Source organism: Paenochrobactrum glaciei (genome assembly GCF_039522165.1).
In the GTDB taxonomy this organism is placed as follows: Bacteria; Pseudomonadota; Alphaproteobacteria; order Rhizobiales; family Rhizobiaceae; genus Paenochrobactrum; species Paenochrobactrum glaciei.
This window is the reverse complement of sequence record NZ_BAAADE010000007.1, coordinates 1-25,376: the sequence shown is the minus strand read 5'-3', so window position 1 is coordinate 25,376 and position 25,376 is coordinate 1. Positions and strand designations below refer to the sequence as shown.

Here is a 25,376-nt window from a genome sequence, read left to right as displayed (position 1 = left end):
GTTAAGGCGTTGCGACTTCCATCATGCCGGTGGATGTACGCGCCGAGAACTGCGGACGATACATGTCCTCAACCGTTGCGGCAGGATGGGTGTAAATACCCGGTGTTACCGCACGCACCACATAAGCAAGGGTGATCTGTCGTTTTTCACCTGCATCGCGGTCAAAAGCTGCCACAAAACGATCATTGCGGAATTCGAGATGGGCGGCTTCGGTACGTTCTAGCCACGAGAAATTAGCCAGATCAGCACTGTTTACCAGACGCGGATTGTCGATTTCAAAACCAGCCGGCAACAGGTCAGTGACCAGCACGCGTGATGCCCAGTTTTGCAAATCATCAACCTGCAAGACGACCACAAAACGCTCGTTTTGATCTACACTGGTGATGTTGGTTTCTTCGCCATCCAAGGTGTAATATGTGCGCTTGATGTTGAAGCCATCACCACCGGCCGGCAATGATTGTGCCGGAGGGGCAACGGCTGTGATCACCGCATCAACCGGATCAGAGCTTTGATTGCTGATTTTAACCGGTGCCTGTTGCAAAGCATTGCCGGTATAGCGCTGTGAGAATAGGCCTTTATGCACGGTGCCGTCGACATCCAGTTTGATGCTGGAGTTGTTTTCCTGCAAACCGCGTGCTGCAAGCAGCATCCATGCCTGATCTTGCGTGCTCATATAGCGGCTGTCCTGACGCATCTGACCAACAAGTTTAATCAGTTCAGGTACGATTTTTGGCATAGGCTTGGTTTCGGCAGCCAGTGCCAGCACAGCCGCGCCATCGCGCAGACGTGAGCCATAATCTGTGCGGTTGTAGTTATGTTTCGGTGTCATCTGGCTGAAATTGAGTGCCGCTTCAAAGGTACGATCAGAGCGTGGCTGATCACCGTAAAGCGAAAGGGCTGCTGCAATTTGCGCCACGGCCATCGGGCTTTCAAAAGCTTCCAGCTGGGTATCTGCATAATAACGCAGATCACCGACCGATGCCTTTTTGTTGCGCGCCAATACATAAAGCGCATAGGCAATTTCATTGCCGTGCTCTTGTATATTGGTGTTGTAGCTCAGCGTGTTTTGCAAATTATTCAAAGCTGAGACAAGCGCCCGTTCAGGCACAATATAGTCCTTTTCACGCGCACGGGTCAGGAAGTCGGTGACATAAGCATCCAGCCAAGGATCGTTGGAACCCGGCCCCCAAAGACCGAATGAACCTGACGAAGACTGGAAGTTCAGTACACGGTAAATCGCATCCTGAACGCGGGTTTTAATCGCATCCTGATCGTCGCTGCTGATGGCATCTTTGGTGCTTGCAGCCATTTCCTGCAAATAAAGCAATGGCATTGCACGGCTGGTGGTCTGCTCGGTGCAGCCATAAGGATAGCGATCAAGCGCCATCAGCATGGAAGTGATGTCAAATGCAGCGCTGCGGCTGACATCCACACTGACATGAGCGCCATCGAGCAGGTTTTGAGATAGAAGTTCGCCATCGATGGTCAAACCCTGACCGGCAGATAAATCCACCACATAGCGGCTGGTGATCGGCAGATCGACAGGGCGCACATTGAGGTTCAAAATCTGTTCAACCATGATGCCGCTGTCATTCGCCACACGGATGGTTACAAACCCGTCACCGGTTGCCTGTGCTGCCAGCGGCACTGTTACTGAGATGCGTTTTCCGCCCTGAAGCGACAGGGTCTGAGAGGCTGCATCATCGCTGACGTTGAGATTGTCGCTGGTTTCGACGGTTAACTGATAATCGCCGTCCGGTGCATCTGTATTGGCAATGTCAAAGCGGATGGTTGACATGTCACCCGGTGCCATAAAGCGTGGCAGACCGGCTGTAATGACCAGTGGATCACGGATGATGACGTCTTTTTCAGCATGGCCAAGGGCTGATTTTGTCCATGCGACAGCCATAACTCTGGCGGTTCCGTTAAATTGCGGCAGATCAAAATCGATGATCGCTTTGCCGTCACTGTCAAGCTCGACAATGCCGGAGAAAAGCGCCAGCAGTTTTTCGGTCGGAGGGCTGCCCTGTGAACCCATATTGCCGCCGTCACCACCGGTACGCAACTTGCCTGTAACACCGAGCGAGCCATCAATGAGACGACCATAAATGTCGCGCATTTCAAGCCCCAGCTGACGCTGGCCGAAGAACCAGCCTTCAGGATCTGGTGCGCTATAACGGGTGAGGTTCAAAATGCCGACATCCACTGCCGCCACCATGACATAGGCTTGCTGGTTGCCAGCATTGGCAACGGTAACCGGTACTGCGAGCGTTGATTTAGGTTCGGTTTTTTCAGGCAAGGCCAGATCAATTGCCAGACTTCTTTGTTCTGGGTCAACTTTTAGCCATTTCAGACCGATGGCACGGGCTGGCATCCGGCTTTCCGTCGCACTACCCGGACGATAAAGGGTTGCGGTTACATAGGTGCCCGCACCAAAGCTTGCATCAACCGGAATATCAACGACCAGACCTTTTTCCGGCACGCTGACATTAATAGTCTGGATCAGTTTTTCAGTGCCGATGGTAATCAGCATTTCACCGGCAAAGCGTGGAGAAATGTTGAGCTTTGCAGTGTCACCAATGGCATATTGCTCTTTATCAAGCGCAATTTCCAGGCCGTCTGGTGTTTCGGTGGATGTTGAAGAAACATACCAGCCTGCATCAAATTCATAGGATGACGCTGGGCCGGAGGCATCCGCAGTTTCAACTTCAAGACGGTAGCGTCCCCAGTCAACCGGCATGGATATGGCTACATCGTCGTTTTCATCAATATTGATCTCGCCATCAGTCACCGCCTTGGTGAATGTGACGGCTTCATAGTTCCATGAACTGCCGCTGCGATACCACTGATATTGACGCTCGATTTTCATCAGCGACCATTTTGCACCATCCATAGTGATGCGCTTGCCGCTGGCATTGCTGGCCAACAGGCTGAACTTGGCTGTGCCGCCCTGCCGAACTTCGCCGCCAGCAAAATCCGGACGGATACCAATCATATTGGTTTGTGGTTTGATGGTTAAATCAAGTGAGCGCTCAACAGCACGGCCACCGGTTTCACGCATGCGCACATTGACATGTGCTGACAAAAGACGCGTGGTGGACGGCAACTCATTGATAGCAACCGGAATGGTCGCTTTGCCGTTTTCATCGGCATTATCGAGATTATCAAGTGCGGTGCGAGTGCTGCCGCCTTCTTGTTCATCTGCAAGGCCAAAATAATAAGACGGGAAACGATCCCATTTGCGGCTGGTGGCAATAGTGACATCGCCTTCCAGTGCCAGACCGGCAGCCGGCGCGCCATATAAGAAGCGACCATCTACTAACAGTTCAGCAGTTTCGCCTTCCATAATTTCGGCTTTGTCTGCGGTCAGGTCAAATTCGATCCGGTCTGGGACAAAATCTTCAACCAGAAACATCTGTGAAGACACAGCGCCTTGTTTCGGATCTGTGTAAACTGAAACCGACCATGTACCGAGCATAGCATTGGGCATCAGGGTCAGATCAACGGCGTAACCACCGGCAGAATTGCTGTCAACGACAAGACGGCGATCTTCAGCGCCGTCAGGACGGCGGAAGATGAATGTCAGCGGCAGTTTTTCAACTGCATCTGCTTTATCATCACGCGCTAACGCTGCCACATGCACGGTTTCACCGGCGCGGTAAATGCCGCGCTCTGTCCAGCTCATCACGTCCAGTGTTTCAGGTGTTGCACGGCCTGTTACACCGCGGTCGGAAAGATCAAATCCCGGACGGGTCATATCTAAGAAAACAAAGTCGGTGTCTGACTGGCTGGCCATAAGAACGGCTGGCGCCATGCCGTCAGTGCCCCGGCTTAAGCCCGGATTGAAGATGGCTTTACCATCTTTGTCCGTAACAGCTTCGCCCAAAATTTCATTGTTGCGGGCAAGCAAAGTGAGTTTGACATCTGCAACCGGTTTGGCAGAACCAAGGGAGCGGGCAAAAACATGCAACCCGTCCTGTCCGGTATAAGTTGCCAAGCCGATATCGGAAACAACAAACCATTGGGTTGCGACCGTGTCATATGTATCGGCGTTTTTATCGGCCTGTTCGGCAGTCATGATGTAAACGCCGGGTTTACGTTCCGGCAGCGCTTCATCAATCGGGAAACTGGTGGTGGCTTCTTTGTTCAGCTGGTTGTCAGCAACTTCAATTTTGCCTTCCCAAACAGGAGCGCCCATCTGGTCAACCAATGAGCTGACATCATAGCCATCCAATTGACGTAGGAACTGATAGCCGGACAAAAGCTGTGCAAGGGAGCGGTCGCCAACGCGGAAAAGCTTCACTTTAGCTGTTTCCATATTGACGCTGACCATCGGAATGCCGCGGCGGGCTGTTGATGGCAGCACAAAGCTGTCACCGGTAAAGCGTACCGAAGGTGCGCGATCCTGCACATAGACATTTAAAACAACAGTCGAGCTTAAAGTTTCGCCAATATTGGATGGCAAACCGGCGCGGAATGAAACCTGATAATCCTGACCGTGGCTCAAGCCCTCAACGCAAATCTGGCGTTCTTTGGCTTCGATGGCTTTGGGTGCCTGATTGTCGACTTTGATGAAAGAGGCGTAATCAACGCCGCTTTTGACGAGGTCTTCAGAAAATTGCGCACAAATACGCGGTGAGGCGCTGTCATTATCAACACTGTGATCGACAATGCGGAAACCTTTGCGGGCGCGCAAATCTTCATAAAGGGCGCGTACAGAAGCCGAATTGGCTAAGTTCAGGCTGGCATCATAAGCTTGCAATGCCGGACGGTCATAATCGCGGCGCTCCAGGGACGTGGCAAGCGAAGCCAGTGCATCGGCGCGGCTGTTGGTGCTGCGGGAGGTCTGATAAGCATTCAGCGCTGCCGAACTTGCATCGCGGCGATATTTGGAGCGCTCTTCGCTATTATCGGTTTCGGTGTTTAAAATTGCCTGTGCGAGTGCATTCCAGACACGGCTGTCATCGGAATTAATGCCGGCGGCATGGCGGAGCGCTTCGGTTGCATTGCGCGGATCGCCGTTTTTCAATGCCGATTGTGCGATGACAAGCCACTCCGAAAGACCGGTGTCGCCGTGGTCTGCCTGTTCCAGATAGGCTTTCAGACGGCGGGCTTCTTCAAAAATATTGTCGCCGACATAGGTCAACAGCGGTGGTGCGCCAATATCCGGTGCGCTTTCCGGATTAATAACTTTACCGGCAATAGCACCGGCTGCCGCATTGAGCTGATTATAATCGCTTTTCAGGAAGCACCATTGCGCTTTCTCATTATAGGTAAAAGCGCGGCAATTATTGTCGCCCAGACAAGTGGATTTACACTGATCAAGCGAGAGATTCTTCTCGGTACGCAGATCAAAGCCGAAATAGTCGCCATTCTCGATGGTTTGTATTTGCCGCGTTTCAGCCGATATAACCGGCTGCATCATAAAAAATGATGCGATCAGGGCAAATGTTAAGCGCTTGAGGCTGGACGGCATGAAAGGCTTCCTTGAGTTTTATAATCAAGCTTTTGGGCAACTGTGGCCTTGATAAGGTCAGGTCAATATAAGCTCACATTTATATTACCTGAAAGATGTGTGCAAAATATAAAACAAAAGACGGATTATGACTATGATCCACAAAAAAACGTGCATGCTTCATGATATGGATAGAATTTGCAGGTCAGGCTGAGACGTGGCATGTAAAAAGTCTGAAAGTGTGAGGGGTGGAGTAAACCTTGTCTTTTAACGGCAGAACAATTGCAGGGCTTTTATTGACCGCTTCGGCGGGTTTCGTGGATGTGATTGCGTTTTTGCAACTGGGCGGTTTCTTCGCTTCTTTTATGAGCGGTAACACGACTCAGTTGGGGATCGGCCTTGCCGGACATCCAAATTCCACCGGTCAGGTGATGGTATGGTTTCCGGCGGCTCTCATTATATTGTTTTTCACCGGCGCATTTTTAGGCACCTTGATGATGAGTGTTTTTGCACATAACGGCAATATTTTCGTGCTTGCCGGTGTGCTGGTTCTTCTCGGTGTGGTGATCGCACTTAAACAGGCTGACATGGTTTATTTACAGCCGACTTTGCTGCTTGCTGCCGCGATGGGCATGCAAAATGCGTCGCTACAACAAAGAGGCACGGCAAAACTGGGCGCTACTTATGTGACCGGAACCTTGTTTAGTTGTGCAGCGGATTTGGCGCGCTCCATCACCGGCGAAGTGCCTAAAGGCCGCTGGCTTGAGCATTTCTATGTCTGGCTTGCTCTGATGCTTGGGGCAATCAGCGGCGGTTTTGCCGATTGGTGGCTGGGGCTGATGGCACTCAGCATTCCGTTTGTGATTATCTCGGCGGTGCTGGTTTTCCGCCTGTTGAAATTATTCAACGATTAAAGAAAAAGCCGTTTCTCATTTTCCACCAATTGCGAAATCAGGGTGGAAATCGCTGTGACACGGCGCAAGGTACGCGCACTTTCATGATAGGCGAGCCAATAAGAGCGCTTGATAAAGCGTTCGGGCAATACCGGCACTAAATTGGGATGTTCGCGGGCAATGAAAGCGTGCAAAATGCCGATGCCAGCACCAGCTTTTACTGCTTCCATCTGGCCCAACGCACTGGAAACTTCAAAATCCGGCCGCCAGTCACGGCTGATTTCCGGCGCATAGGCAAGTGACGGATTAATCACAAGATCTTCCACATAGCCGATCAGGCGGTGATTGGCTAATTCGTCCACCGTTTGCGGCAGGCCATGTTCAGCCAGATAATCTTTATGCGCATAAAGGCCGAGGGTATAATCAACCAGCTTTCTGGCCACCAAACGCCCTTGATCGGGGCGCTCCACCGTGATGGCAATATCGGCTTCGCGGCGTGAAAGTGAAAAAGAGCGGGGCACCGGCACCAACTGTACGGTCAGATCAGGATATTGCGCAGTGAGCTTTGCAAGGCGTGGCGCCAGAAAGGTAACGCCGAAACCGTCAGGTGCACCAATGCGCACCGTGCCTGCCACCGCAATATCGGCATTGCCGACATGGGCGCGTGCGGCCAGCATTTCAGCTTCCATACGCTCTGCCGCCAGCAAAAACTCTTCACCTGCCTGTGTCAGACTGGAACCATTGGTGCGTCTGGAAAGCAGCGTGGTGGATAAGGCCGTTTCCAAAGCGGTGAGGCGTCGCGCCACCGTCGTGTGGTTAATACCAAGCCTGCGCGCCGCGCCTAAAATCTGCCCGGAGCGGGCGACTGCCAAAAAAATGCGAATGTCATCCCAGTTCATAAATCACTATTACTATAGTTTTTGCACAACGGATACTCTTTTTGAGTAGTTGCAAATGTTATTTTGCAGAGCGATGATGAGGTTAAGCGGTTTATCGGACTCATTGTGAACGATAGCCGGTTTTGAGATTTTTCAGGGAGGTCTTCGATGTTGAAATATGGCCATTTTATCAACGGTAAGAACGTTGAAGGTAAAAGCGGACGCACCACTGAGGTGTTCCAGCCGCTTGACGGCACTGTGCGCGGCACAGTTGCTTTGGCAACCAAAGATGAAGTACGTGCAGCTGTAGAAAATGCAAAAGCAGCACAGCCTGCATGGGCAGCTACCAACCCGCAGCGCCGTGCACGCGTATTGCGTAAGTTCCTTGAACTGGTTGAAGCTGAATATGACAGCCTGGCAGAATTGCTTGCTCGTGAACACGGCAAGACTATTCCTGATGCCAAGGGCGACATTCAGCGCGGTCTTGAAGTTATCGAATTCTGCCTTGGTGCACCGCACCTGATGAAAGGTGAATTCACTGATTCAGCCGGTACCGGCATTGACACATATTCCATGCGTCAGCCTTTGGGCGTTGTTGCAGGTATCACCCCGTTCAACTTCCCTGCGATGATCCCGCTGTGGAAAGCCGGTCCTGCAATTGCTTGCGGTAACGCATTCATCCTGAAGCCTTCAGAACGCGATCCGGGCGTGCCAATGCGTTTGGCAGAATTGTTCCTGGAAGCTGGTCTTCCTGCAGGTATCTTCAACGTCGTCAATGGTGACAAAGAATCCGTTGATGCGCTTCTCGATGATCCGGATGTAAAAGCAATCGGCTTTGTTGGTTCTACACCAATTGCCCATTACATCTACTCCCGTGGTTGCGCAAACGGCAAGCGCGTCCAGTGCTTCGGCGGCGCGAAAAACCACATGCTGATCATGCCTGATGCAGACATGGATCAGACTGTAGATGCTCTGATCGGTGCCGGTTACGGTTCTGCCGGTGAGCGTTGCATGGCGATCTCCGTTGCTGTTCCTGTCGGTGAAGAAACCGCAGAACGCCTGATGGAAAAACTGATCCCACGCGTTGAAGCTCTGCGCGTTGGCCCGTCAACCGATGGTACAGCAGATTACGGTCCGCTGGTAACACAGGCAGCTGTTGATCGCGTTCGCGGTTATGTAGATGCAGGCGTTAAAGAAGGTGCGAAGCTCGTTGTTGACGGCCGCAACTTCAAAATGCAGGGCTATGAAAAAGGCTTCTATCTGGGTGGTTGCTTGTTCGACCACGTCACACCGGATATGTCGATCTACAAAGAAGAAATCTTCGGCCCTGTTCTCGCTGTTGTACGTGCGAAGAATTATGAAGAAGCTTTGGCTCTGCCAAATGATCACGAATATGGTAACGGTGTTGCGATCTTCACCCGTGACGGTGATGCAGCGCGTGACTTTGCCGCTCGCGTTCAGGTTGGTATGGTTGGTATTAACGTGCCAATTCCTGTTCCAATCGCTTACTACACCTTCGGCGGCTGGAAAGGTTCAGGCTTCGGCGATTTGAACCAGCACGGTACTGATGCATTCCGTTTCTACACCAAGACCAAAACCGTGACTTCACGTTGGCCGTCAGGTGTTAAAGATGGTGCGGAATTCGTTATCCCGACCATGAACTAATTATATCTGCTTTGCATGTCCTCGCCGTTTCACGGCTGTGGGCATGCGGCGGGTGTTAAAGATGGTTGGAATTCGTTATCCCGACCAAGAACTAAGTTTATCTGCTTTGCATGTCCTTAGCCCTTTTATGGTTGCAGATATGCGAGCGAAAAACAAAAAAGCCCCGTCAGTTATGGCGGGGTTTTTTATTTTCATTATTTTTCACTTGCAGGAATTCAGCGCAGGCATAACACTGCATATTGATTGATCTTATCACACCGCAATATTAAACCGGATGGTATGATGCAGCAGAAAGCCGATGTTTCGGGTGAAAAAGAAAATGCTTTTTCATCAAAAAGATATGATGATGCGCGTAAGGCTGAATCGGAAGATATACTGGCTCGCATAAAATCAGAAACCGGCTCTGGTGCGAGTGGTTTGATCACGCGAAGCTTTCATCGTGGTCGGGAACACTTGAAAGCAAGTGAACTTGACCATCAGGATCGGGTTGAAGTCTGGGCAACGCGCATCGGGCGGATACTGGGTCTGATACTTATGCTGGCCATGATGGTGTGGTTGGTTCTCTATCTGTTGCAAGCCTGAACCGGATATTAAAATGCCAAATACAACTGCTGCTGATAATACTGCCGTTATTGTAATCTCAAGCCATGTCGTGCGTGGTTCTGTCGGCAACCGTGCCGCGGTTTTTGCCCTTGAAACGCTGGGGCATCCGGTCTGGGCTGTGCCGACGGTTATTTTGCCGTGGCATACCGGTCATGGCCCTGCGGGTCGCATTGTGCCGGAAGTGCAGCAGTTTAAGCAATTGATGGAAGATATGGAGCGCGCGCCCTGGCTTGGTGAAGTCGGTGCGGTTTTAACCGGTTACTTAGGCAATGCTGAACAGGCAAAAGCCGCAGCCAAACTGATCAAGGCGATTAAGGCACGTAATCCGCAGGCACTTTATTTGTGTGATCCGGTGATTGGTGACCGTGAAGGACTTTATGTGCCGGAGGCAACTGCCGCAGCGATCCGTGATGAATTATTGCCGCTTGCCGATATTGCAACACCGAACCGTTTTGAGCTTGCATGGCTGAGCGGTGTTTCGCCTGAAAACAACGAAAAACTGATGGAAGCAGCGCTGGATTTAGGTCCTTCACGCATGTTGGTGACGTCCTCATTTGGGATGTTGAATGGCTCAACCGGCAATCTTTTGGTGACAGATGGCCATGCTTATATGGCCGAGCATCGCCATGTGGAAGGTCCGACTAACGGTATGGGTGATCTGACGGCAGCACTTTTCCTTGCCCGTATTCTCGATGGGATGACGGATGAAAAAGCGCTTCAAAGCACAACTGCATCCGTGTTTGAAATTATGGTGCGCGCCGCAAAGCGTGGTGCAGACGAGCTGATGCTGGAAGCAGATGCTGCCAGTCTGTCTTCGCCTATGGCGATGGTGCAAATGCGTCAGCTGATGCATCCGGGTAAAAATTTGCGTGCATAGGGTGTGGTTTCTGGTTCCCAAAAAAATAACGCTGCTTGTGTTATTTTATTGATCTTAAATATCGATAGGGATATTTGAGAGGGATGGCAGATCTTCCAGACACACTCCTCAATGGCTATCGTAATTTCATGAACAATCATTTTGCTCATGAAACAGCCCGTTATCGTGAGCTTGCTGACCTCGGTCAGACACCTCAGACCCTTGTTATTGCGTGTTGCGACTCGCGCGCGGCACCAGAAATTATTTTTGATACCGCTCCGGGTGAAATTTTTGTTTTGCGCAATGTCGCAAACCTGATGCCGCCTTATACGCCGGATGGTGAATATCATGCAGCCTCTGCGGCGCTTGAATTTGCAGTCCAAAGCCTCAAGGTCAAACATATTGTTGTGCTTGGGCATGGTCGTTGTGGCGGTATTAAAGCGGCATTGTCGCCGGATCATGCGCCATTGTCGCCGGGTGATTTCATTGGTAAATGGATGAGCATTCTGGCACCGGCTGCTGAAAATGTTATCGCGAATACAATGATGACTGACAGTGAACGTCACACGGCTTTGGAACGTATTTCCATCCGTTATTCAATCCAGAACCTGCGTACTTTCCCGTGCGTTGATATTCTGGAGAAAAAGGGTCGCATCAGTCTGCATGGCGCATGGTTTGATATTTCAACCGGCGAATTGTGGGTGATGGATAAAGAAACCGGTGATTTCAAACGTCCTGATATTGATGATCCGTTTATTATTCCGGCACCAGCTGCGGAACAGTCAGCTTCTTAAAAATTAAGTCCAACAAAAAGCCCGCCGGAATGATTTTCCGACGGGCTTTTTTGTTTTTATATCGCGTGACGATTATTTGCCGTCAATTGCCTTGCCCATAATGGCAATGGACTGCTGATAAACAGTTGCCGCATTCCAGCCCTGAATGGCGCCATAGTTTGGCTCACCCTGCTGATAGCCTGCACCGCGTTTCCAGCCGTGACCTACGAGGAAGTTTGCAGTCGAAGCCAGCGCATCAGCTTTGGAGTTGATCATGTCGATATGGCCGCTGCCATCACCATCAACGCCGTATTTCAGTACGTTCAATGGCAGGAACTGGGTCTGGCCGATTTCACCATGCATTGCGCCGATTGCATTTGGATTGAGGTCTTTATTGTCAATCAGCTTGAGGGCTGCATAAAGCTGTTCGGTGAAGAATGCTGAACGGCGGCAGTCATAAGCAAGGGTTGCGACAGCTGAAAGTGTGTGCTGCTTGCCAAGATAGCTGCCGAAACCGGTTTCCATGCCCCAGATCGCCAGAAGCGGGCCGGCAGGTACGCCGTAACGCTTTTCAATATTGGCAAACAGCGCAGCATTTGCCTGCTTGTGTGCTTTACCGCGCTTGATGATTGCGTCCGAGCCACGCTTCTGCATAAATTCATTCAGAGAAAGCTTGAAGCTTTTCTGATTGCGGTCTGCATTGATGGTTGCAGTCGCATATTTGGTGCTGCCCAATGCATTGATGCCAGCCTTGCCGATGCCGCGGGACGGAGCTTCAGCCATGGTCTGCTTCAGCCATGCATTATAGCCTGCAGCATTGTTGCCGCATTGTGCCGCGTTTGCAGCACCAGTTCCAATGACACCTGCTACCAGTAGGGCAGCAGCAGCAACTGAGAATTTACCTGTGGCAGACAATGCCATTAGAATCTCCTGAATAATGATTCGAGTTAATGTTGAAATTGATATCACATGAACAAATATCGTGATCAATGCATCATCAATTTCAGCTAATTGTTTTGTTTCGGGGGTATTAATCCTAAAAATAAGGCAGTTATAGCTGTATCATGGCATTTTTGGGCGGTTTGCCCTGCAATTTAACATGCGAAAGGCCGAATTCGGCTTAACTGTTGCATATATGTTTAAGGGCAGGTTTTTAAGGAATTCTTGACTCAAAGACATTTTTACGCTTTAAGCGGAGCTGTTCTGCAAACATGATTATTTGTTTGAGCCGCCGACCGGGACCCGCAATGGTATAAAACGATCCCGGAGGTACACATCCGACAGCGCGATGCGCCCTCGGGTGTCGTTTCGCTTTGGCTGCTTTTTCATTTGTCTTTCGGGCGCATGACAACCATTCTGCGGGTGTTTATCGTAATGCTTGCCGGAACTGTAAGGAAAAAGAATGTTTGAATCACTTCAGGAGCGCTTAGGCTCTATTCTCAACGGTCTGACCGGACGCGGCGCTCTTTCTGAAAGCGACGTATCGGCAGCCCTGCGTGAAGTGCGACGTGCGCTGATTGAAGCTGACGTGTCGCTGGAAGTTGTTCGTTCTTTTACCGATAAAGTTCGTGAAAAAGCTGTCGGCGCAGAAATTCTCAAAAGCATTAAACCGGGTCAGATGGTCGTCAAGATCGTTCATGATGAACTGGTTGAAATGCTCGGCACCGAAGGTGTCTCGATTGATCTGAATGCACCGGCTCCGGTTGTTATTATGATGGTCGGTTTGCAAGGTTCGGGTAAAACCACCACAACCGGTAAACTTGCCAAGCGTTTGAGTGACCGCCAGCGCAAAAAAGTGCTGATGGCGTCGCTTGATACACGTCGACCTGCGGCACAAGAGCAGCTGCGTCAGCTTGGTGAGCAGGTCAGCGTTGATACTTTGCCGATTATTGCCGGTCAGTCACCGGTTGATATTGCTGCGCGTGCCGTACAGGCTGCAAAGCTTGGCGGTCATGATGTTGTAATCCTCGATACGGCGGGTCGTACACATATTGACGAGCCGCTGATGGTTGAAATGGCCGAAATTCGTGCCGCTTCCAACCCACACGAAATTTTGCTGGTTGCTGATAGCCTTACCGGTCAGGACGCCGTTAATCTGGCGCGCAATTTTGATGAGCGTGTTGGTATTACCGGTATCGTTCTCACCCGTATGGATGGTGATGGTCGCGGTGGTGCAGCTCTTTCGATGCGCGCTATTACCGGCAAGCCGATCAAAGCGATTGCAACTGGCGAAAAGATGGATGCTCTGGAAGAGTTCCATCCAAAGCGTATTGCCGACCGTATTCTTGGTATGGGCGATATTGTCAGCCTCGTTGAAAAAGCTGCCGAAACCATTGATGCCGAAAAAGCGGCGGCAATGGCGAAGAAAATGCAGTCCGGCAAATTTGATCTGAACGATCTTGCCGATCAGCTTGGCCAGATGAAAAAGCTCGGCGGCATGGGCGGTATCATGGGTATGATGCCGGGCATGGGCAAGGCAAAAGATCAAATGGCTGCTGCCGGTCTGGATGACAAGCTTTTTGACCGCCAATTGGCAATCATCAGCTCAATGACCAAAGCCGAGCGCGCAAACCCTGATTTGCTAAAACATAGCCGTAAGCAGCGTATTGCCAAAGGTTCCGGCACCAATGCTGCCGACATCAACAAGCTTTTGAAAATGCATCGTCAGATGGCTGATATGATGAAAGCCATGGGCAAGGGCGGCAAAGGCGGCCTGATGAAGCAGATGATGGGCGGCCTTGCCGGTAAAATGGGGCTTGGTGGTCTCGGTGGCGGTATGGGTGGCCTCGGCGGTGGTTTGCCTGATCTGTCGAACATGGATCCGAAGCAGCTCGAAGCGCTTCAAAAACAAGCAGAAGCTGCAGGCCTGACCAAAGGTGGTCTTCCGGGTCTTGGTGGTGGTTTACCAGGGCTTGGCGGCCCTAAATTGCCTGGTCTTGGTGGCGGCCTTCCGGGCTTACCAAAGAAGAAGTGAGTATGATGAGCGAAGCAAATACAACTCCTGCTGAGTTACTCGCACTGCGTGGCTCAATCGATAATATTGATGCAGCCCTTATTCATATGCTGGCCGAGCGTTTTCGCTGCACCAAAGCCGTTGGCATTTTGAAAGCTGAACAGGGGCTGGCCGCTGCTGACCCTGAACGTGAAAAGCGTCAGGTAGCGCGTCTTCGTGCCCTTGCACAAGATTCAAACCTTGATCCCGATTTTGCTGAAAAATTTCTCAACTTCATCGTGAAAGAAGTTATTCGGCATCATGAACATACCGCCGCTAACCACGGTGAAAACTAAACTGCTGCTAACCGTAGCATAACATTGTTCTGCCCTGACGGTCAGATCTCTTATTTACTCTAAGGAAAAAAACTATGTCCCTTAAAATTCGTTTGGCACGTGCCGGTTCTAAAAAGCGTCCTTACTACCACATCGTAGTTGCAGATGCCCGCAGCCCGCGCGACGGTCGTTTCCTTGAAATCATCGGTTCATGGAACCCGATGCTTGCTAAAGACGCAGAGCGCGTAAAAGTTGACAGCGAACGCGCTGCTCATTGGCTCGGTCACGGTGCACAGGCAACCGACCGCGTACTGCGCTTCTTGGATCAGGCTGGTGTTTCCAAGCGTGACACCCGCAACAACCCAACCAAGGGTCTCCCGGGCAAAAAAGCTCAGGAACGTTTGGCAATGGCTAAGCAGGCTGAAGAAGAAGCTGCTGCAAAGGCCGCTGAAGCAGCTGCAGCAGCAGCCGCACCAGCTGAAGAAGCTGCAAGCGAATAATTTGCATGAAAGATTAGGGCTGAGAGCGAAATTTCGCATAAAGCCTGATCTTTTATACAGATTTGCATGAAGAATATGAAAGCGGCAGATTTTCTGCCGCTTTTCTTTTGCGCTTTTCAGTTTAAACTCAATGTCCTATAGCTTGAACACTGAACCGGATTAATTTTTTTATTGGTTGATAAAACAAGCGCTTTATCAGGAGATATAAATGTCCACTGCGATGACTGCGTCCCGTTCCCGATTTTCCCGTCTGGCTTTGTTTCTCGGCCTTGCGATTTTAATGCCGTTATTGTCCGCTTGCGGTTTCAACACGATTCCAACCAATGAAGAAAAGGCCAAGGCTGCATGGAGCGAGGTGCTTAACCAGTATCAACGCCGTACCGACTTGATCCCGAATTTGGTGGAAACCGTGAAGGGCTATGCCGCGCATGAGCAGGAAACACTGACCGCAGTGATTGAAGCCCGCTCAAAAGCAACATCTGTGCAACTGAGCCCGGAAATGCTCAATAATCCGGAAATGTTTAAGCAGTTTCAGGACAATCAGGCCAATTTGAGCAGTGCATTGTCGCGCTTGATGGTTGTGGTTGAAAAATATCCTGATCTGAAAGCCAATCAGAACTTCTTGGCTTTGCAATCACAGCTGGAAGGCACAGAAAACCGGATTGCTGTTGCCCGCCGTGATTATATTGAAGCGGTTCGCGTTTATAATACTGGCTTAAAAACCATGCCGACAATGCTGTGGAAGATGTTCTGGTTCCGCGATAGTGAACCAATGCCGACTTTCAGCATTGATGCGGCCAGCCAGCAGGCACCGAAGGTCAATTTCTGATCTTTTGTGGACTGTGTGAATGTCGGGTGATCGTTGAATGACTGCTTCATGCACCATATTTCGTCAACGGCTAAGCCAACTGGCCAGTTTATCTGGCTTGTTGCTGCTGCTTGTCTGGAGTGCGTTTTGCGTAAACGCAACGGCTGCATGGGCACAGGCAAGTTCTTCACCTGAACTGGTTTTGACAGGGCGTGTGGTTGATGCGGCCAATGTGATTGATCCGCAAACACGCGCCCAGCTTGTTGCAAAACTTGCCGATTTTGAAAAGACATCATCCGATCAGGTGGTGGTGGTGACAGTGCCGAGCCTCAAGGGTTCGGATATTGAAACCTATTCCAATCAGTTGTTTCGAGCATGGTCACTGGGGCAAAAGCAAGAAGATAACGGACTTTTGCTGGTGGTAGCCCCCAATGACCGCAAAGTACGGCTTGAAGTTGGCTACGGGCTGGAAGGCATTATGACCGATGCGCTTTCAAGCGTCATTATTCAAACAATCATTCTGCCGGCTTTCCGTGATGGCGATTATTCCGGCGGTATCGCCAAAGGCGTTGAAGGTATTATTGCTGTTCTTTCAGGGGATGGTGCAGAGCTGGAAGCGCGCGCCAAACGCAACGCGAAAAGTGCCACAGATAATGTCGATTGGCTGGAAGTCATTTTCCTGATTTTCTGGATCAGTATCTTTTTTGGTGGCTTCGGCATGGCGGTTTTGGTGCCGATTTTCGGGCAGAAAATTGCCCCCGGCCGTTATGAATGGCTTGGCATGACCTTTGACATGCGCTCGCAGGGCGGATCCAGCGGCGGGCGGTCAGGCCGTGGCGGTGGTTTTGGTGGAGGCTTCGGCGGCGGCAGTGGCGGCGGTGGTTTTTCCGGAGGTGGTGGATCATCGGGCGGCGGCGGCGCCTCGGGCAGTTGGTAGTGGATAAGTTTTGATGAGCAATCACACATATCATCATGTTGACGAAGCTGGCCATAAGCACATTAGCGCGGCAATTGCAGCAGCAGAGAAAGGCACGAGCGGTGAAATTTATGCCGTGCTGGCACGCCGCAGTGATGATTATTTCTTCGCGGCGGGCTTTGTATTTACCTGTGGCATTTTACTGAGCACCGTCGTGATGGCCTTTCTGGCGCATTATTATTGGTTTGATATTGCTCTGCCGCGCTTTGGCTTGGCAATTCTGGGTGCATTCATTTGCGCGATGTTGCTATTGTGGTTTATCCCAAGCTTACGCGTTTTATTGGTGCCGCGCCGTATTCTTTATAAGCGCGCACATCTCAATGCGATGCAGCAGTTTTTAGCGCGTAATGTGCATCTGACTTCGCAGCGTACCGGTATTTTGCTGTTTGTTTCCTTGGCTGAACATTATGCAGAAGTGGTCGCCGATGCTGGTATTCATGCGAAAGTCGATCAGGCAGAATGGAATGCAATTGTTGGCGTGCTGATGCGACACGCCAAAAGAGGTGCAGTGAGTGATGGTTTTGTGGAGGCGATTGCGCTTTCAGAACAATTGCTCAAAACCCATTTTCCCGATGACGGAAACAGTAAAAACGAGCTGGAAGACAAATTGGTCGAATTGTAAGACCTGTCTTAGCAAAATGATCCGGCTCAGTCGAAAACAGGTTAGGAATATTTTTTGGTTGAGTTGGAACGGGCGGCACCACGCGTCATAGAGACACCTAAACGCGGCATCTGGGGCTGGATGTTGTTTGATTGGGCAGCACAGCCGTTTTTCACCGTTGTGACCACTTTTATTTTCGGCCCTTATTTCATTGCCCGCATGGCGGAAGATCCGGCGCAAGGCCAAGCTGCATGGGGTTATGGCGTGGCAATTGCCGGATTTATCATCGCTATTCTGTCGCCTGTTCTGGGCGCGGTTGCCGATAAAACAGGTGCCCGCAAACCGTGGATCAGCTTTTTTGCAGCGATCAAAATAATCAGTTTAAGCATGTTGTGGTTTGCAGCGCCCGGCTCGTCACTTGTGGTGGTATTGATCTTTTTTGCACTGGCGACCGTTGCAGCCGAATTTTCAATCGTCTTCAATGACTCAATGATGCCGCGTTTGGTCAAGCGCGAGGACATTGGCCGTATTTCCAATATTGCGTGGGGGCTTGGCTATTTAGGCGGCATGATTATGCTGATTTTCGTGGTGACATGTCTGGCGGCATCGCCCGAAACCGGCACGACACTGATCGGTATCAAGCCTTTATGGGGGCTTGATCCGGTGAGCGGTGAAGATGCGCGCATCACAGGGCCGTTAAGCGCTATGTGGTATTTTATTTTCATTCTGCCGATGCTTTTTTTCACACCCGATGCACCGAAAGCATCACGCTTGATGCCAGCAATCCGGTCGGGTTTAAGTGAGCTAAAAGCGACATTGCATGAAGTGCGTCAGCGCTCCGGTATTATGCGCTTTTTAATCGCGCGGATGATTTATCAGGATGGGGTCAACGCATTGCTGGCATTGGGTGGTGGCTTCGCTGCTGCGATGTTTGGCTGGACGATCACCGAAGTCGGGATTTTTGGGATTATTCTCAATGTGGTGGCGATTTTCGGCTGTTTGATTGCCAGCCGATGTGATGCGCTTTTCGGCTCGAAACCAATTGTTATTGTGTCTCTTATTTTGTTGCTGATTGCGACCGTTGGGATCATCTCAACCGGAACCGACTATACTTTATTCGGTCTTTTGACATTTGGCCTTGATGGGGAAGGGCTGTTTGCCACCGGTGCTGAGCGCGCCTATCTGGTCTATGGTTTGCTGATCGGTTTTGCTTTTGGCCCTGTACAGGCCTCATCGCGCTCATGGTTTGCATGTAGTGTCAAACCGGAAGAAGCAGGGCGCTATTTCGGCATCTATGCATTGGCAGGACGTGCCACCAGTTTTGTAGCGCCTTTCATGGTGGCGACAGTGACAATGGCGCTTGGTTCGCCGCGTCTCGGTATGGCGGTGTTACTATTGTTCTTTATCGGCGGATTACTATTGATCGCTAGAACACCTTATCCAGCCGCAAAAGTTTAAAATTAAGACATAAAAAACACCGCCGGAGATAATCCGGCGGTGTTTTAATTTTACACTATCCGTAATGTTTAGTGGCGGAAGTGGCGCATGCCGGTCATCACCATGGCAATGCCATGCTCATCAGCAGCCGCAATCACTTCATCATCGCGCATGGAGCCGCCCGGCTGAATAACGGCCGTGGCACCAGCTTCAATGGCAGAGAGCAAGCCGTCAGCAAACGGGAAGAATGCATCGGATGCAACAACTGAACCCTTAGTGAGTGGCGCATCCAAGTTAGCTGTTTCTGCTGCATCTTCTGCCTTACGGGCTGCAATGCGGGCAGAATCTACGCGGCTCATCTGGCCTGCACCAACACCAACAGTTGCACCGTCTTTAACATAAACGATGGCATTGGATTTAACGTGCTTGGCAACGCGGAACGCGAATTTAAGGTCATTCATTTCAGCGTCGGTTGGCGCACGTTTGGTGACAACTTTCAGATCGAGATCATCAATATTGCCGTTGTCGCGTGACTGGATCAACAAGCCACCAGCAACGGTTTTGGCTGAAATGCCTTCGGCGCGCGGGTCAGGCAAGCCACCGGTGGTGAGTAAGCGCAGGTTTTTCTTGGCTGCAACGATTGCTTGCGCTTCTTCTGTTGCATCAGGCGCAATGATCACTTCGGTGAAGATTTTGACAATTTCTTCAGCCGCTTCTGCATCCAGCGTCTTGTTGAGAGCAACAATACCACCGAAGGCTGAAACCGGATCGCAAGCCAAAGCTTTAAGGTAAGCATCTTTAATGCTGTTGCCTTCTGCAACGCCGCATGGATTGGCGTGTTTGATAATGGCTACTGCACTGGTGCGGGCTGGGTCAAACTCAGCAACGAGCTCAAAAGCTGCATCGGTGTCGTTGATATTGTTGTAAGAAAGCTGCTTGCCCTGAAGCTGCGTTGCGGTGGCAACACCCGCGCGGTTTTCGCCGGTCAGGTAGAAACCTGCTTTCTGATGCGGGTTTTCACCATAACGCATAACAGAATGCAATGTGCCTGCGACCGAGCGCCATTTTGGAGCTTCTTGTTTCAAGCTTTCAGCAAACCAGCCGGAAATGGCTGCATCATAAGCGGCAGTGCGCGAAAACGCTTTGGCTGCAAGCTGCTGGCGGAATGCGTAAGGCAATGAGCCGCTGTTTTGCTTAAGCTCTTCAACAACAAGCGCGTAATCTTCCGGATCAACAACCGTTGCGACATAAGCGTGGTTTTTAGCCGAAGCACGGATCATGGCAGGGCCGCCAATGTCGATATTCTCAACCGTTGTGTCATAGTCGCCGCCTTTATAGCGGACTTCTTCAAACGGATAGAGATTGATGACAGCCAGATCAATGCCGTGAATATTGTGTTCTTCCATGGCGCTGACATGTTCCGGATCATTGCGAACAGCAAGTAAAGCGCCATGCACTGAAGGATGCAATGTCTTGACGCGACCATCCATGATTTCCGGAAAACCAGTCACTTCGGAGACATCGCGCACCGGAATTCCGGCTGCGGCGATTGATTTTGCCGTGCCACCGGTGGACAGCAGTTCAACACCCTGATCATGCAGAGCTTGAGCAAATTCGATAAGACCGGTTTTATCCGATACAGACAGCAGCGCGCGCCGCACCTGACACAGATCAGGAGCAGGGATATGTTTGGAACTAACAGCCATGGAAATTCTCTTCGTTGATGAAACGGGAGGGGATGGCTGCGGGTTAGCACAAGGGGCGGATGAATCCTATCTTAAAAGCCGGATTTTTGGCTTTTAATGGCAAAAAGCTTGAATTTTAGGCTTTTGCGGCGCTTTTGCCTCAAACATAATTGCCAAGGGCTATGCGTGTCAGCTGCCAGTTGACCTGTTCCAGCTCGGAACCGGAAAAATGCAGCACAATTTGTTTGCTGCGCACGGGGCCACGGAAACCGGCAAAGAAGATTGAGTCTTCCAGCTGCGGCGCAATTTCAAAGCAGGAAAATGCCCATGTGTCATCGCGATCGGCAGAAAGCACCAGCAAACCGTCTTCGTTAAATTCTACATGGACGGAAGGGTGAATGTGAAAACGCACGGCAATATGGTCGCGGGTTTTCGCGCCCATCGGCTTGCCGTCTTCACGGTAAAAACGGTCAGAGCCTTGAATGATGCTGCCGCTGTGCGAAAGACAGACGCGGCGTTCATGATGAATGCCGAAAAGGCGGGCATAGCCGTCATGGCGCGCCAGAAAACCTTGCGTGCCGATTTCTTCAATATGCTCACGGTGAACTTTTGTCGGCCCTGCAATGATCGGCGTCCCAAGCATTCTGGACAGGCCGGAATTGAGGCTGAAACGACAAGAGGACGTATCGTTGATTGTCGCAGTAGTATGCGCTGCGGTTGAGCGCCCGAGCGGGCGAAACTCGGCAGGGCCATAACGGTCGATGCCGGAATTAACGATATAACGCTGGCGACCGGAGGACATTTCAAATGACAGGCAACCGGCATGGGCATCACGCGATGCAGTCACCGGCGGCGGCAGACCTGTATCGGCAATAATCGTGGTTGAGCCCATCGACAAGCGTTCATAGCCGGAATAGGGCGCATGAGTAAGCGGTGCGCCTGCGGTTTCATCATGGCGCAAAACAGAGATAATACGCTCTGGCAAGGTTGGGCCCACACCATTGAAAAGTGCAAGGCTTCCATCCTGATGGCGGAAGAAACGCAAAGCCGGAAGCATGCGCTCGACAGCTTCAATCAATGCTTTGGGTGGTGTTTCTGTGCCATTGGCATAGGTTTGGCGCAAAGGTAAAAGGTCGGCCAGTAATTCAAGCACGGTGACGGGATTGCGCGAAATATGGCCACCATCGGGTAGAATTTGACGGTTCAGCTCATATTCAAGATTGCGCTTGGCAGAACGCACCGTTGCTGGAGACATTGGCAGAGCAAGAGAGGCAAAGGCGAGCGCAATGCGGGCGCGCAGCTTTTCTTCGCCATCATCCATCACGGCTGCGACAGTGCGTAAATACCGCACTTGTGTTGCCAGTGAACGCATGAATTTGCGATAGGCTGGCAGTTCCGCCCCTTCCAAAATAAGATTGGAATGCTGAAGCCATGCGATAATGCGTTGTGCGGTAACTTCCGGCTCCCATGCCATGCCATGAATACGCTTGCTGTGCAGCTTGATCCAATCATCGACAAGGGCGCGTGTATTAGCGCTGGCAAGATCGGTTTCGGCGCTGCGCATATGGCGCAACCAGCCAAAGCCGTGCAGTGCCGCTTCCCACGCATGGGTTGGCGGTTCAACAGCGAAAGGCGAAAAGCCGCCAGTTTCCACCATGCGACCGGCCAGTGCAAAGCGTCCGTGGTAAAATTCTTGTGCCAGCTGCGGGTCAGCAACGCGCAAATCAGGCGGCGCAATCAAAATGCGCTCTGGAGTGAAACCGGTAAAGCGCCAGCGATAAAGCGGCCCCATACGCAAACGACGACTGAAGCGCCGCCATGTTTGTGCGGCAGCCAGTCCCCATAAATGCGGGGTTTCGCTGAGGGCGACAGTCACGCGGCCGGTCTCCTTGCCTGAATTTACGGAATCATATGTCATCGGTCAGCAAAAGGCCAAATCACTGGCCTTCTCTTCTAAGTGTATAATGCTACAAGAATGGTGAATCGAGTGTTAACCATATCAGCCATGAGCTGTATAGGTTAAAACACACAATTCATTGGGATATCAGATATTTAATATCTGACTATGCGGATTTTTTGCGAAAACGGGCTGCAAAAAAACCGTCCATTCCTGCAAGCTGCGGATTTTCATGCGGCATATCCGCAGGTGTCGAGCGCAAAAAACCCTCATCAGTGATGAGATTTTCGATGCCCGGACAATCTTCAGCGGTGATAGGACAGGCTTCCAATGCCGGATTTTTAAGCGCTGCTCTTGCGACTTCCTCACCCTCTTGCGGATCAAGCGAGCAATTGGAGAAAACGATAATACCGCCCGGCTTAACGAAATCGACAGCCCGTGCCAGCAGATTGGTCTGCACCGTTGCAAGTTTTGCCAGATCGTCTGGTGTTTTTGTCCAAGGCACATCCGGATGGCGGCGCACGGTGCCGGTGGATGAGCAAGGCGCATCCAAAAGTACGGCATCAAAAAGCTCTTCCGGCTGATAATCCATCAGGTTGGTTTGGTGTGTTTTGACCGGCAGTTTCAGACGGTCAAAATTGCCTTGCAGCCTTTTCAAGCGATTGGCAGAAAGGTCAAGGGCGGTGACATCGGCACCGGCAAGCGCCAGCTGCGCAGTTTTACCACCGGGTGCCGCGCAAAGATCAGCAACTTTTTTGCCCTTTAAATCGCCCATGAGGCGCGCGGGCAGGCTCGCTGCCATATCCTGCACCCACCATTCGCCATCTTCAAAACCTTGCAAATCGGTGAGCGAACCTTCAAACGAGCCTAAACGTACAGAGCCATTGGGCAAGACAGTGCCGTTCAGCACCTCTGCCCAATGTCTCGGGTCGCCTTTGACGGTGAGGTCAATTGGTGGCTCATAGGTTTGCATTTGCAAAATCTTGGCAGCTTTTTCTTCGCCATAGGCAGCAATCAGCATTTCATTAAACCATGCCGGCACATTATTGGCGGCTTGGTCAGTTTTGGCAGCATGTGCCAGCACTTTTTCTTTTGAACGGACAATGCGGCGCAAAATAGCGTTGACGAGGCCTGCATATTTGCGGTTGCGCGGGTCATTGTCGGCAGCAGTGACAGCCAAATCAACAGCCGAGTGATCCGGCACCGAAAGATAAAGGATCTGAGCCGTTGCCACATGCAAAAGGTGTTTCAATGAATGAGCATTTTCCGGTAGCGGGCGATCAAGCAGGCGGCGGATTGTCTGCTCAATTGTGCCGCGATTGCGCAAAGATGTGCCGAGGATTGCGCGCACGAGCGAGCGGTCACGCGGCTCCAGCGCCAGATATTGTGCGTTACCGGTATTATTATCGGTCAAGCCGTCAAGCGAGCTGTTTTTTTCAATGACTGCACCAAGCAGGCGCTGCGCACAAAGACGCGCTGCCAGACCCGGACGGTCGAACATATCGGCTTGTTGTTTGAAATTCCGTTTTTTTCCGGCGTTCTTTTTGTTAGTTTGGTTCACGACCACGGTCCTTTAAAGCCGGTTGAGCCCTGATCATCACTATTACCCCAAGGGCCGCGTGTTGGCTCAGGAGTTACACGTGATGAAGGCGCTGAATGAGAAAAGCCCATCTCTGCCGCCATTTGCTGCAAAGCTGCAATGCGATTATCAGTATCTGGATGGGTTGAAAACAAATTATCTGCACCGCGTCCAGATAGCGGGTTGATAATAAACATATGTGCGGTTGCCGGATTGTGCTCGGCCTCTTCATTTACGGTTGTTTTGGCACTACGGGCAATTTTATTCAAGGCGGAAGCGAGCCAAAGCGGATTGCCGCAAATTTCGGCACCTCTGCGGTCAGCAGCATATTCGCGCGTGCGGCTGACAGCCATTTGCACAATCATAGCGGCAAAAGGGGCAACAATCATCGCAATGATCGTGCCGATAATGTGCAAAACATTATTGCCGTTTTCACGGTTACCGCTGAAGAAAAGCGCAAAATTGCCAAGCATGGAAATGGCACCGGCCAAAGTGGCGGTGATCGTCATCGTCAATGTGTCGCGATTTTGCACATGCGCCAATTCATGTGCCATCACACCGGCAATTTCTTCCGGTGTTAAGCGCTGTAAAAGGCCTGTTGTTGCGGCAACGGCTGCGTTTTGCGGATTGCGGCCGGTGGCAAAGGCATTGGCCTGATCTTCATGGATGATATAGATTTTAGGCGTTGGCAAACCGGCATTGGCGGCAAGACCGCGGACAATGCGGAAATATTCAGGCGCGGTGCGCTCATCGGCTTCCTGCGCATTATACATACGCAGCACCATTTTGTCGGAATTCCAATAGCCGATGGCATTGGTGGCAATGGCAATCAACAGTGCAATCATCATGCCGCCGCTGCCGCCCAAAAGGTAGCCGACACTCATAAACATGACTGTCATCAAGGCAATCAGCATGGCTGTTCTTGTCATGTTCATTGGCTATCTCCTGTAATCTCGTGCAAATTATCATGTTTAATGCTTTGCACGGCAATTGATCTTGCCTATATCATGGGGATCAGAACGCCAAGCTTCAATAATTAGCTTTCGAACTTATCGTCTATAATATTGTGGGATAGTGGTTATGACCAAGAATGATGCGCCAGATCAGGTACAGGACGTGGCTGCGAAGGCGCGTGTCTTTGACGAATTGCCACCGGCTGCACAACGCGCTTTGAAAGAAGCGGAAGAGCGCCGGAAAACTGAAGAACAAGCGGCACCCCCGCGTGAAATCGGCGGGCGTGGTGGTAAAGATCCTGCACGTTTTGGTGATTGGGAAATCAAAGGCCGCACCATTGATTTTTAAATGAGCAGCCGTCTAGCGAGCGCTTATAATAATAAATGGATATTGACCTGAGCCCCAACACTCCTCCATTTTTCAGGAGAGTCTTGGGTTATACTATTGGCCTTAAGCGGCCTGTTTTTCTAGAGCCATTTTTATGGCGAACTCATTCGGTGTGACATTGCCGAGTGAAGAGTGCGGTCTGTTTTTGTTGTAATCATCCTT

At 51.1% G+C, this 25,376-nt stretch carries 22 protein-coding genes; 14 read left to right on the top strand and 8 right to left on the bottom strand.

Features of this window, described 5'->3' with window-relative positions; all coding sequences use genetic code 11:
• Window position 1: 1 nt before the first annotated feature.
• Window positions 2-5,425 (bottom strand): alpha-2-macroglobulin family protein, encoded by a 5,424-nt coding sequence (locus ABDZ76_RS13915; protein ID WP_343806775.1) that lies wholly within the window; start codon window positions 5,423-5,425, stop codon window positions 2-4.
• A 290-nt stretch (window positions 5,426-5,715) separates the two neighbouring features.
• Here ABDZ76_RS13915 and ABDZ76_RS13910 point away from each other — a divergent pair, with 290 nt between their 5' ends.
• Window positions 5,716-6,369 (top strand): YoaK family protein, encoded by a 654-nt coding sequence (locus ABDZ76_RS13910; protein ID WP_343806548.1) that lies wholly within the window; start codon window positions 5,716-5,718, stop codon window positions 6,367-6,369.
• On the opposite strand, the gene ABDZ76_RS13905 is transcribed toward ABDZ76_RS13910, so the two are convergent.
• Entirely contained in the window at window positions 6,366-7,247 is an 882-nt protein-coding gene (locus tag ABDZ76_RS13905) for a LysR family transcriptional regulator (protein ID WP_343806545.1), read from the bottom strand. The two genes, ABDZ76_RS13910 and ABDZ76_RS13905, sit on opposite strands and share 4 nt — an antisense overlap.
• A 147-nt stretch (window positions 7,248-7,394) precedes the next feature.
• Between ABDZ76_RS13905 and ABDZ76_RS13900 the strand changes: the two genes are divergently transcribed.
• From ABDZ76_RS13900 to ABDZ76_RS13880, 5 genes are all read left to right on the top strand, one after another.
• The gene (locus ABDZ76_RS13900; protein ID WP_343806543.1) at window positions 7,395-8,891 is read left to right on the top strand and encodes a CoA-acylating methylmalonate-semialdehyde dehydrogenase; all 1,497 of its coding nucleotides are present in this window, start codon (window positions 7,395-7,397) and stop codon (window positions 8,889-8,891) included.
• 61 nt (window positions 8,892-8,952) lie between these two features.
• Window positions 8,953-9,138 carry a hypothetical protein gene (locus tag ABDZ76_RS13895; protein ID WP_343806540.1) on the top strand — a complete coding sequence of 62 codons (186 nt, stop codon included), beginning with the start codon at window positions 8,953-8,955 and terminating at the stop codon, window positions 9,136-9,138.
• Window positions 9,139-9,170: 32 nt separating this feature from the next.
• A complete protein-coding gene (locus ABDZ76_RS13890) occupies window positions 9,171-9,473 on the top strand; it encodes a hypothetical protein (RefSeq protein ID WP_343806538.1) in 303 nt (100 codons plus the stop codon).
• Window positions 9,474-9,486: 13 nt separating this feature from the next.
• Complete coding sequence (gene pdxY, locus ABDZ76_RS13885; protein WP_343806536.1) at window positions 9,487-10,371, top strand: pyridoxal kinase PdxY; 885 nt, start codon at window positions 9,487-9,489, stop codon at window positions 10,369-10,371.
• A gap of 83 nt (window positions 10,372-10,454) precedes the next feature.
• Window positions 10,455-11,144, top strand: coding sequence for a carbonic anhydrase (locus ABDZ76_RS13880; RefSeq protein ID WP_343806534.1), 690 nt, complete (start codon window positions 10,455-10,457; stop codon window positions 11,142-11,144).
• Window positions 11,145-11,216: 72 nt separating this feature from the next.
• On the opposite strand, the gene ABDZ76_RS13875 is transcribed toward ABDZ76_RS13880, so the two are convergent.
• A complete protein-coding gene (locus ABDZ76_RS13875; protein WP_343806532.1) occupies window positions 11,217-12,044 on the bottom strand; it encodes a lytic murein transglycosylase in 828 nt (275 codons plus the stop codon).
• Window positions 12,045-12,525: 481 nt separating this feature from the next.
• Here ABDZ76_RS13875 and ffh point away from each other — a divergent pair, with 481 nt between their 5' ends.
• The 7 genes from ffh to ABDZ76_RS13840 all read left to right on the top strand — a co-directional run bounded on the left by ffh (window position 12,526) and on the right by ABDZ76_RS13840 (window position 18,733).
• Entirely contained in the window at window positions 12,526-14,097 is a 1,572-nt protein-coding gene (gene ffh, locus ABDZ76_RS13870) for a signal recognition particle protein (RefSeq protein WP_343806530.1), read from the top strand.
• A 2-nt stretch (window positions 14,098-14,099) separates the two neighbouring features.
• The gene (locus ABDZ76_RS13865) at window positions 14,100-14,411 is read left to right on the top strand and encodes a chorismate mutase (protein WP_184223830.1); all 312 of its coding nucleotides are present in this window, start codon (window positions 14,100-14,102) and stop codon (window positions 14,409-14,411) included.
• A gap of 74 nt (window positions 14,412-14,485) precedes the next feature.
• A complete protein-coding gene (gene rpsP, locus ABDZ76_RS13860; RefSeq protein ID WP_343806526.1) occupies window positions 14,486-14,890 on the top strand; it encodes a 30S ribosomal protein S16 in 405 nt (134 codons plus the stop codon).
• Window positions 14,891-15,098: 208 nt separating this feature from the next.
• Window positions 15,099-15,719, top strand: coding sequence for a LemA family protein (locus ABDZ76_RS13855; protein ID WP_374844693.1), 621 nt, complete (start codon window positions 15,099-15,101; stop codon window positions 15,717-15,719).
• A gap of 37 nt (window positions 15,720-15,756) precedes the next feature.
• A complete protein-coding gene (locus tag ABDZ76_RS13850; protein WP_374844695.1) occupies window positions 15,757-16,635 on the top strand; it encodes a TPM domain-containing protein in 879 nt (292 codons plus the stop codon).
• 13 nt (window positions 16,636-16,648) lie between these two features.
• The gene (locus tag ABDZ76_RS13845) at window positions 16,649-17,296 is read left to right on the top strand and encodes a TPM domain-containing protein (RefSeq protein WP_343806524.1); all 648 of its coding nucleotides are present in this window, start codon (window positions 16,649-16,651) and stop codon (window positions 17,294-17,296) included.
• Between the two features lie 120 nt (window positions 17,297-17,416).
• Window positions 17,417-18,733: an MFS transporter gene (locus ABDZ76_RS13840; protein ID WP_343806766.1), complete on the top strand. Its 1,317-nt coding sequence runs from the start codon at window positions 17,417-17,419 to the stop codon at window positions 18,731-18,733.
• A gap of 68 nt (window positions 18,734-18,801) precedes the next feature.
• Here the strand turns inward: ABDZ76_RS13840 and purH are convergent, their stop codons facing one another.
• The 4 genes from purH to htpX form a co-directional block, all read right to left on the bottom strand.
• On the bottom strand, window positions 18,802-20,418 hold the full coding sequence (gene purH / locus ABDZ76_RS13835) for a bifunctional phosphoribosylaminoimidazolecarboxamide formyltransferase/IMP cyclohydrolase (protein ID WP_343806522.1): 1,617 nt from the start codon (window positions 20,416-20,418) through the stop codon (window positions 18,802-18,804).
• Window positions 20,419-20,557: 139 nt separating this feature from the next.
• Window positions 20,558-22,273, bottom strand: a complete 1,716-nt coding sequence (locus tag ABDZ76_RS13830) for a heparinase II/III family protein (RefSeq protein ID WP_343806520.1) — start codon at window positions 22,271-22,273, stop codon at window positions 20,558-20,560.
• A 187-nt stretch (window positions 22,274-22,460) separates the two neighbouring features.
• A complete protein-coding gene (locus tag ABDZ76_RS13825) occupies window positions 22,461-23,795 on the bottom strand; it encodes an RsmB/NOP family class I SAM-dependent RNA methyltransferase (protein WP_343806763.1) in 1,335 nt (444 codons plus the stop codon).
• A gap of 56 nt (window positions 23,796-23,851) precedes the next feature.
• The gene (htpX, locus tag ABDZ76_RS13820; protein WP_374844697.1) at window positions 23,852-24,808 is read right to left on the bottom strand and encodes a zinc metalloprotease HtpX; all 957 of its coding nucleotides are present in this window, start codon (window positions 24,806-24,808) and stop codon (window positions 23,852-23,854) included.
• A gap of 145 nt (window positions 24,809-24,953) precedes the next feature.
• Between htpX and ABDZ76_RS13815 the strand changes: the two genes are divergently transcribed.
• The gene (locus tag ABDZ76_RS13815) at window positions 24,954-25,175 is read left to right on the top strand and encodes a DUF1674 domain-containing protein (protein WP_343806518.1); all 222 of its coding nucleotides are present in this window, start codon (window positions 24,954-24,956) and stop codon (window positions 25,173-25,175) included.
• Window positions 25,176-25,277: 102 nt separating this feature from the next.
• Here the strand turns inward: ABDZ76_RS13815 and ABDZ76_RS13810 are convergent.
• The coding region (locus tag ABDZ76_RS13810) for an integrase core domain-containing protein (RefSeq protein ID WP_343806757.1) at window positions 25,278-25,376 on the bottom strand (99 nt) is incomplete at its 5' end.